Annotated in this window: 2 protein-coding genes; one reads left to right on the top strand and one right to left on the bottom strand. The window is 43.2% G+C overall.

Going from position 1 to position 10,418, the window contains the following annotated elements:
* Positions 1-795: 795 nt before the first annotated feature.
* Entirely contained in the window at positions 796-1,959 is a 1,164-nt protein-coding gene (locus A596_RS10430; RefSeq protein WP_039914213.1) for a helix-turn-helix domain-containing protein, read from the bottom strand.
* Positions 1,960-2,478: 519 nt separating this feature from the next.
* Here A596_RS10430 and A596_RS10425 point away from each other — a divergent pair.
* Positions 2,479-10,413 carry a SpvB/TcaC N-terminal domain-containing protein gene (locus A596_RS10425; protein ID WP_052417381.1) on the top strand — a complete coding sequence of 2,645 codons (7,935 nt, stop codon included), beginning with the start codon at positions 2,479-2,481 and terminating at the stop codon, positions 10,411-10,413.
* The last annotated feature ends 5 nt before the right edge of the window (positions 10,414-10,418 follow it).

Here is a 10,418-nt window from a genome sequence, read left to right as displayed (position 1 = left end):
AGCATTCGTATCATTTTTTACCGTAATACTCGCCACATAACCGCTACCCCATTGATTATCAATGTTGTAGGTACAGGCTGCAAAGGCATTGAGGGAAAACGCGGCCAGGCCGGTGCTAACGCCGAGCGTTAACATTTTAGCCAGTGTTTGACTGGCATTTTTTTTTGGAATCATTTTAATCTCCGCTAGATAGGTGGTACGGGTTCACTCTGCTGCAAGTAAAAAGCACCCGGCCCATGGACCGGGAAAAACAGCGCTCCTAAACAACCCTGTTACAAAAAAGCGCCGACACAGCGGAAATAAACCCGATTGGTTTTTCTTTAATTACATTTGAAGCAACTGTGATTTTTTACCTGTTACCAGGCCTATTATTTGTATTCATTGCCGATGACAGTGAGTATCTGTATTGCACCACTGCTATTTGTGAATTTAAACTCAGCTTTTACCTATTAAATGGTTCAACCATGCTGGATACTGGAACGCCAAAATTATTGTTATAGCCTTGGAGTGGTTTCCAGCGAGGCCGCAAAGCTGGTGTCGAAAGTAGCGAAATAGCAGGCGTTACTCCCGCATTTTTGAAAGGATTTTTATCACACTGTAAAAATTCGTAAAATTCCTGCAATTATTTGCAGTTTTTTTGTCGTGTAATAATGCAAAATGTGATGTGTATCAATTTAAATGCATCGAAAAAACCCTGTGAAAAATACCAGGCGAATTTTCGATAAGGCAACATAAAAAAAGGCCAGGTGTTATTCGCTTGGCCTTTTTTATAAACGCTGTTTTTATTATTAAAAATTAAACTGCATCGTCTTTATTTTGATATAAATTTTTGAACGTTTTAGGTACACATCCGTACTCTTGCTTAAACAGTTTACTGAAATAGGAAACGTTGTTATAGCCTACCGAATAAGCGATTTCTGATACGTTTGCCTCTTCATTTTCGGACAATAAACGCGCAGCTTCGGTAAGGCGTAATTTATTGAGATAAGTACTAAATGTAAGGCCAAGCTCATCTTTCAATATATCGTTAATTTTAGTTCGGTTGATGCCCAGAGCTGCGGCCGCTAATTCAAGGCTTAAATCAGGATTGGCATATTCGGTTGCCATGTAACGAAACAACCCCGTTTTTTCTTTATCCCGCTGCGGCTCTATTGTTAATTTTGCATATGCAATCAAGGGCTGGTCCTGTCGAACCTTTTCTTTCAGCTCTGCTGTAAGAACAATCACATAGCGGCGAAACTGCCAGATAACAAACAAAATCCACAATATCAGTGAAAGTGCTATAGCCCCATAAAAAAAACGTGAATCAGCGCCTTGCAATTTGATATCGGTCAGCTTTACATGGGATGGAGTATTAATCGGGCTTTGCAAAGAATTCACCCAGGCAAAACCCATGGTTTTGTTAAGCTTGTACGATGTATCACTAAATTCAAACCCGTACCGACCCAGCCACCAGTGCGGTGTATCCAGGCTATCAAAATCAATATTGATATCAGACCAATGTTTATCACAGGAAAATGCTGTGGAAGATACACGTCGGGTAGCCATGTTTTTTAAATCGGTTACTTTGTCATCAAAACTAAATAATACAAAGAGCAATACATTCTTTGGATCGCATTGGATTTTAAATGAGATCTTCGAATATCGGGTTAAATCTACCTGAATAAAAGATTGGATAGGATCAACAAAGTACATCGAAAAATGGGTGTATGGAAATGGCTCCACCGGGTCAAGAAAAAAATCATATTCAATCGTGCCTACTTCATTCTCCACCGTTAACATTGTTTGTGTTACAGGCTTCTTGGGTTCTATCGCGGACATCCACAGAAATTCAGTATCGCGAGCCGGGAACATCGAAGTACTTATTTGGGATTTCTTGATCCCAATATAAATAATAAGCCCTGTCACAAGCATCAAAATAAATGAAGCGATGATTGCGTTTCGAAAAAACTTTAGCATTTTTAAAACCGCATGATTGACGCAGTTGGTCGTTTTTTATTTTCGATATTTCAGAATTATTACGATTGTGTTTGTGCGAAATATCGTTGTGAGCCAAGAGGCGTTCGTTATTATGAATGGCTTCCCTAAAGTCACAGTAACTTTTAATGAAGGCACCAAACATCATAATATCAGACATATATATGATAAAAGCAAGAGAACTTTCGCAATACTTTTTATTGTGTTGTTAGTGATTTAATTTTTATATTTGAAATTGCAGATCGTTTCACACTACTAAAGCGTCGCTTAAATCAATTTCAACATGTATTTATCCTGTGATTGCCGAACGAATGGTAGTGGTCCTACGCCCCATAAAACCTTACAGGCCTCGCAGCCCGACTCGATAGCAAATCTCAAACTGGATCGGATTTCCATATACCTCTTCCTTGTCGTGTGATAAAACATCCAAAAAAGAAAAAGGTTAAAAACAGATCCAACATATACCCCGTTTTGCACTTATGGCTCGAAGGAAATTGATTCATGAAGTCTGACGCTTCTACAGAAAACCATAATAGTAAAAGTAATCTGGTTAACGCCCCCGGGATATCCCTTCCTAAAGGCGGCGGAGCTATTAAAGGTATTGGGGAAAAGTTTTCGGCTAATCCTGTTACGGGGACCGGTTCCATGTCAGTTCCCATCGCGCTGTCTCCAGGGCGTGGTGGGTTCGGCCCCCGGCTTTCCCTCAGTTATGATTCGGGGGCAGGGCAGGGAGTTTTCGGGCTTGGTTGGCAGATTACACTGCCCTGTATTTCCCGGAAAACCGATAAAGGATTACCCCGTTATCTGGATGATGAAAACACAGACGTTTTTTTAATATCGGGTGCAGAAGATTTGGTGCCTGTACTTGAAAATGGCCTGCCCGCAAAGGAATTAACCCAGTTATGGGGGCGGGAATATGTGGTTTCATTTTTTCGCCCGAGGATAGAAGGGCTTTTTGCACGCATTGAATATTGGGTTGAAAAAACGAATAGCGCCAATACATTTTGGCGTAGCATTGGCCGCGACAATATCACTACCTGGTATGGGCTTGATGAAAATAGCCGTATATTCGACCCGGATAATCACGCGCATATTTTCCAATGGTTAATTTGTAAAAACCATGATGACAAAGGCAATCTCTGTGAATACAAATATATAGCGAATGAAAATCATCAAGCTAATAAAGCGCATCCCTGGGAAGTAAATCGATTAGAACAAGCGCGAACATCCAATCGGTATTTGAAGCGAATTTTGTATGGTAATCGCAACGTATACCGACCGGATCTTGATGCAAATACACGCGAAAACGCCAATGTGGATTGGATGTTCGAAGCGGTTTTCGATTATGGTGACCACGATTTAATAAACCCGAAACCGCTTGAAATTATCAATACTCCCAATCGCGATTGGGCTGAAAGGGTAGATGCTTATTCACAGTATCGGGCGGGTTTTGAAATACGGACGGAGCGACTTTGTCGTCGCGTTTTAATGTTCCATCACTTTCCTGAAGATGAGGATACGCAATTAAATTGCTTGGTAAAATCGACGGATTTTAATTACAGCAGCGCCAGCTTGAATGACCCCGCCAGGCCCGGCTATACAACACTTCAATCGGTGACCCATCGCGCCTATCAAAAACGTGCAGTTACGGATACCGTTTACGAATCCCGCCAGTTCCCTCCTGTTACTTTTTCCTATAGCCAACCTCGGGTGAATACAACTTTACAGCACATCAATGCCGATCAACTGGAAAATTTACCGGTTGGAACTCAAGGCAATGGTTATCGTTGGTTGGATCTTGACGGCGAAGGTCTTTCGGGTGTGCTGGCAGAATCGATAAATGGCTGGTATTACAAGCCTGGCCTGGGGAATGGCACATTTGGTGCGACACGCTCGGTTGCACCACTGCCTGCGCTGGCATTGGCGACTAATGCACCTTATCAATTGATGGATTTGGTGGGTAATGGGGAAATTGATGTGGTGGATTTCTCCGGGCCTGCGCCGGGATTCTATGCGCGTGACCAAGAGCAAGGCTGGAAACAGCATATTCCTTTTTTGAATTTGCCAATTATCAACTGGCAAGATCCTAACTTACGGTTTCTGGATTTAACAGGCGATGGACATGCCGACGCTGTTATTACAGAACAAGAGGTTTTTACCTGGTATCCATCATTGGATGAGCGCGGTTTTGATAATGCTGAACATATTCACCAGGCGATAAATGAAGATGCAGGTCCTCGAGTAATTTTTGCCGATGTAATCCAAACTATTTTCCTTGCTGATATGTGTGGCGATGGACTTACTGATTTGGTTCGAATTCGCAATGGAGAAATTTGTTACTGGCCCAATGTGGGTTACGGACGGTTTGGCCGTAAGGTAACGCTGGGTAACCCACCAATTTTTGATTCCCCTGATTTATTTGATCCCAATAGAATCCGTCTTGCGGATATTGATGGTAGTGGTCCGGTTGATGTTATTTATTTGAGCCGTCATGGCGCCAATTTATATTTTAATCGCTCAGGGAATTGTTTAAGTGATGCCTGTATTGTTGAGTTTCCTGTGGCGACTGAAAATCTACATGCGGTTCAGGTTGCCGATTTGTTAGGTAACGGTACTGCCTGCCTGGTGTGGAATTCGCATTTACCTGCTGACGCACATCGCCCGGTTTTCTTTATTGATTTAATGGGCGGAAAACAGAATTCAAATGATGAAACATTTGTCCGGCACAAACCTGCAAAGCCGCACTTGCTTATTGCGATAGATAATAATCTGGGTGCGACCACGGAGATTGAATACACTCCGTCTACGCGTTTCTATTTGCAGGACAAAAACGCAGGTACACCCTGGATTACGCGTTTGCCATTTCCGGTTCATTGTGTCAGTAAAACTATCTCAAAGGATAAGTGGCGGGGAACCCTATTCACGCGTAGTTACAGTTACCATCATGGCTATTTTGATGGCGTCGAGCGGGAGTTTCGCGGGTTTGGGCGAGTTGAGCAAATAGACACCGAATTGTTCATACCCTTTGCAGAAGATAATGCTGGCAGCCCTTGGATTACGCAGGATAAAAAATTATATCAACCACCCGTAAAAACAATTTCCTGGTATCACACAGGTGCAGCGGTTGACCATAAAAAAATCCTTACCCAATTTGAACAAGAATATTTTACCCATCAATTTAGCGGACGGCTTGATTCGGCTGGCAATACGTTTAACGAAAATAAATTGGCCGAGCCGGTGTTGCCGGATGGATTAACGGCGAGTGAATGGCGTGAAGCTTTGCGTGCTTGTAAAGGAACAATGCTACGGCAGGAAATCTATGAGCTCGATGTGGGCGACCTCACTGCTAACGAACCGACACATACTCCGGTACGTTTGTATTCCGCTACGAATCGTACTTGCCAAATTAAATGCGTACAAAAAAAGGAGAATAATCGCCACGCTGTATTTTTAGTAACAGAAAGTGAAGCGCTAACTTATCACTATGAATTGCCTATACCAAAAGCCGGGGTGTTACATCCTGATCCGCGTATTTCCCACTCTATAAATTTGCGGCATGATCAATACGGAAATCTTTTGCAATCCATTGCAATTGCCTATAAACGGTACAAGGACGCCGATTTCAATCATTTACCCAAACCTGCGTTATTTAATAAAATTCAAGCGGAAGAACATATTGCCTATACCGAAACCTGGTACACAAATGATGTGTTTCAACCTGGTGTTCGCACAGGGCAGGCACTTGAACATTATCGATTGCGAGTAGCTTACGAGGTTAAGACCTATGAATTAAAAGGTATCACGAAAGAAAACTATTTTTATTACACGCCAGCAGATTTTCACAAACTTCAATTAAGCAATATTTACGATACCCATCCCGGGCTTAAACCTGTTCAATTTATTCAGTACCATCATTTTGCTGATGGTACTGCTGAGCAAAAGCGCATTGTTGAACATACTTGCACACGCTTTTTCGATGATCATACCAATGCCCCGCAACACCCTTTAATGTTTGGCCAGCTTGGACCTCGCGGTTTTAAATATGAAGATTACAAACTGGCATTAACGCCGGATTTGTTGGACGCCGTCTTCAAAAGTGAAGACCTGCATGGCAATCTGGTGGACGATAAATTAAATTGGAAATGGAATACTACGGAAACTGTTCGCAATCTTCTGGATACACCTTTAAATCCAATCCATCCCAATTATTTAAAAACGGGCTATATTCGCGGTGAGGCAATTAACCCGGATTTTTCCGGGCAATACTGGATGCGCTCCGGCATAGCGGGATTTGGCCCGGACGCACACAATAATTTCTATTGCCCCAATCTCTATACAGATCCTTTCGGTAACCAGACTCGAATTGCTTTTGACCCGCTTAATTTGTTTTTGGTGAGTAGTACGGATGCCAAAGGTAATATCGCGGGAATTTTTGCCATTAATAACAAGCTGCGTTTTAATTATCGAGTGCTTGCTCCTATCGAAATGATTGATGCCAATGGCAATCACAGCGAAGTTGAATTTGATATTCGCGGGCTGGTTATTGCCGCTGCAACCAAAGGGAAAAAAATCGGTGGTCAATGGGAAGGCGATAATCTTGATGGATTTGATTTTGATCTGGTAAATCCACCGGAGAATAAAATCCAGGGGTTTTGCCTCACTACGCATTTTGGTCAACAGCAGGAGCAGCAGGCACGCGATTGGCTGGTAAATGCTTCATCGCGTTTTATTTATCATTTTGGTAATGCCTATGGTCGCGATAACCAGCCAGTATGGTTAACCTGCATGTCCGGTGCATGCAGTATCGTCCGTGAGATTCATGCAGGGCAGCCTGGGGGAACTACAAGCCCTCTGCACATTTCATTGGAATGCTCTGATGGTAGTGGTGCGGTGGTAATGAAAAAGGTGCAAGCCGAACCGGAACCGGATGCGCCATCGTCATTGTCCGCGCGGCGGTGGATTATTAATGGCCTGGCATTATTTAACAATAAAGGTAAACCTGTTAAACAATATGAACCTGCCTTTAGTAATGATTTCGGGTGCGAAATACCGCATGCAAATGGTATTTCACCGACAATTTTTTATGATGCTATTGGTCGCGTGGTGCGCACAGAATTTCCTGATGGTACTTTTAGTTATGTTGAATTTTCACCGTGGCTAAGCCGCAGTTTTGATCAAAATGATACTGCTTGCGACCCCCTTAATAATGAACACAGCGATTGGTATTTACGGCGTACTGATCCTGCGCATTTACGTTTTGCAGAATTTGCTACAGCAGAAAACCAGCGCGCGGCGAATTTAATTCAGGCGCACGCGAATACCCCCGCTGAGGTTCATTTTGATAGCCTTGGCCGCGAAGTAATTTCCCTTGCACATAATCGCAATAACGGTGTTGATGAAAAATATATTACGTTCTCCAAACTTGATGCTGAAGGCAAGCCATTATGGATTCGCGATGCCAATAACAACCTGGTGATGCAATATATTACGCCTTACAAAATAAATAATGACTTGGACAATGAAATCCCGCATCGTTTGAATGCCGGTCGTGGAGAGCGTATCTATAGTGCTCCCTGTTACGATATGGCGGGTAATTTACTTTTTCAACACAGTATGGATGCAGGTGATCGCTGGGTACTAAGTGATGCCACCGGCAAACCGATGATTGCGTGGGATACCTATCGTGCAGTTGATAAAGATTCTGCACCAACAGAGCAACGGCTCTACATTACTGAATATGATGCCCTGCATAGGCCAGTTTCATTAACAATAAAAGTTGATAACGATACATCACGGTTGATTGAGAAATTTATTTATCAGGATGCCGTCAGTTTTCCTATTAACAATCTTAATGGGCAAGCTACACATCATTACGATGCAAGCGGATTGAATGAAGTTATTGCTATGGATTTCAAAGGCAATCCTCTTGAAGTGCAACGTACATTGGTCGCTGACAAAACAGCGGCTGTTACTGATTGGCAGGGCGACCTCGTCGGGAAACTTGAGCCTGATGCATGGATTAAAATCACCGTTTATGATGCATTAAAACGTATAACGCGGTTATTTAATTGGCATCGCAGTGATAGCAGTCGTGTCGCTGTGTATGAGCCGCAATACAATGAGCGCGGTGCACTTAAAAGTGAATCGCTAATAATCAACGCCATCAAAACAACAACTGTATTAGGTTACGTAGCAGATTCCCTGACACAGCGCACAACGCCCATTGTCCATATTACTAGTAATGCAAAAGGGCAGCGCCAGGAAATCATTCTGGGCAACGGCACTCGCACACAATACCACTACGACGCTGAAACCTTTCGGTTAAAACAGCTGCGAACAACTCGGCCTGGAAATAATCTGCCGTTTCCAAACCATCATTCCAATTTGATCGATAATCGTATTCTGCAACAGTTAAATTACACCTATGATGCAGTTGGCAATATTGTTGAAGTTTATGATGAAGCATATGAGCCGGTGTTCTTCCGGAACATGCATGTCGAACCGCGCAATCTCTATGAATACGATGCACTTTATCGCTTGATCAAGGCCTCAGGTAAAGAGGATGGTTCATATACCGGGGCACCACAAAGTCGCGAGGGTAACTATCGCGATACATTATTTCCAATTACTGCTGCCAATGCTGTGCGTAATTACTCGCAGCAGTATTCCTACGATGCAGTAGGAAATATTTTGCAAATGAAGCACCACGCTGGAAGCAATAATTGGACACGGCATTACACTTATGCGTTCAATGTGCCTGATTTGTCCGCCAGCAATCGCCTGGTTAGCACGCAATCGGGCAGTACTATTATCCAGTATGATTATGATTCGCATGGCAGCATGCTGAATCTTGAAAATACTCCCGATGATTATCGTATGCAGTGGGATCATCGCGACATGATTGCGATGATTAATTTGGCGGGTGGGGGATATGCGCACTATCAATACGCTACTGATAAGCAACGTACTCGCAAGTTGATCCGCAAAAATAATGGCAACATTGTCGAAGAGCGGATTTATCTTGGTGAGTTTGAAATCTATCGCCGTACGGAAAATGGTGTTCTAAAGGAAGAAATTGAAACATTGCATTTGTTCGATGGCGAACAACGTTTATTGATGCTCGACCAAATTAATACCACAGACAATAACCGTCTCCGCACCGGAAATTTATATCGTTATATTTACAGCAATCACCTGGGTTCATCCAACCTGGAGCTTGATGAACACGCCCAAATAATTTCTTACGAGGAATATCATCCCTTCGGTACCAGTGCTTACCAGGCGACTCGTAATAATGCGGAAGCAACACTAAAACGTTATCGTTATACGGGAATGGAGCGCGATGAAGAAAGCGGTTTAAGTTATCACTCGGCGCGATATTATTTGCCGTGGTTGGGGCGTTGGTTGAGCGCTGATGCAGCTCCTCCATTGCTCTCATCCAGCAGATACTATTACGCTTCCAATTCGCCTAATAATAAAGTTGATCGCAATGGTTATGAAGATACCTGGGTTTCGGCCCAAACTAACTATACCCTTGATCACCTGATAGCCCAGGCAAACCAGGGAAATAAAGTGGCTTCCCGAAATTTGATGATGACGGTTGCCAGCGATAACTTTAGTAAACAAGATTCAGTATTTACGCCGCGTCCGCCGCGTCCGCAAATTTCATTGGCTTCTATTGCATCGACTGGACCCAATGGTCCTGTTCAAGCAGCTATTGCTATTACGCAACGTTCATTGTTCGAAGTTCAGGAATTGGATGAGCTTTGGCAACGGGCGAGTCGAAAAGAGTCTAACAAATATGAAACTTCTCGAGGCAACTTCTTTAAATTGTTGCGGGATGATCAATCGGTAGCGGCTAAAGCTTTCAGATCAGTTTGGAGCAGGATTGGCGATTTTGATCCAGATACAGGTTTGCCAAGGCTTCGATGGGATTCTGCTTTTGAATCAAATCTTGCACGCTCTTCCGGATCTCCAAAAATGACGCAGCTGCAGATCAGCAAGTTGGTGGCGTGGATGAACAGTCCAACTCGTTTGCAGGGTATCAAAGATATTATGTCCAAATCGATGGACGATATGCAGCATCGAATATCCTTAACTGGTCAGCTCCAGCGGATGGGAGGATCGGCGACTACCTTTTTTCGAAACACATGGGCATCCCGAAATGCCTATTTATCCCAGGTGATACCGGGGTATGAGGAGGTTACTGCATTAGGCGGTGGATCGTTTGTTGCGGGCTTATCGTTTTTTTTCAGCACGTCATTCCTGTCTCGACTTCCTGGTTTCATAGCCTCAGAAACCATGAGCATCGTTGAGTCATATGGCTCGGCTTTAAGATCTATATTTGGTGGAATTATGAGTGGGCCGTTTATGTTGATACCAGCGTTTGATTTGCAAATGAAAGCAATAAATCCACCAACACCAACAGACGCATAATTGAA

This window comes from Cellvibrio mixtus subsp. mixtus J3-8 (assembly GCF_000766945.1).
GTDB classification, from domain to species: Bacteria; Pseudomonadota; Gammaproteobacteria; order Pseudomonadales; family Cellvibrionaceae; genus Cellvibrio; species Cellvibrio mixtus_A.
This window is presented reverse-complemented; position numbering and strand designations above follow the sequence as displayed.

Coding starts and splice junctions, on each gene's coding strand:
- A596_RS10430 (WP_039914213.1), bottom strand. CDS start 1,959: ATGCTAAAGTTTTTTCGAAACGCAATCATCGCTTCATTTATTTTGATG.
- A596_RS10425 (WP_052417381.1), top strand. CDS start 2,479: ATGAAGTCTGACGCTTCTACAGAAAACCATAATAGTAAAAGTAATCTG.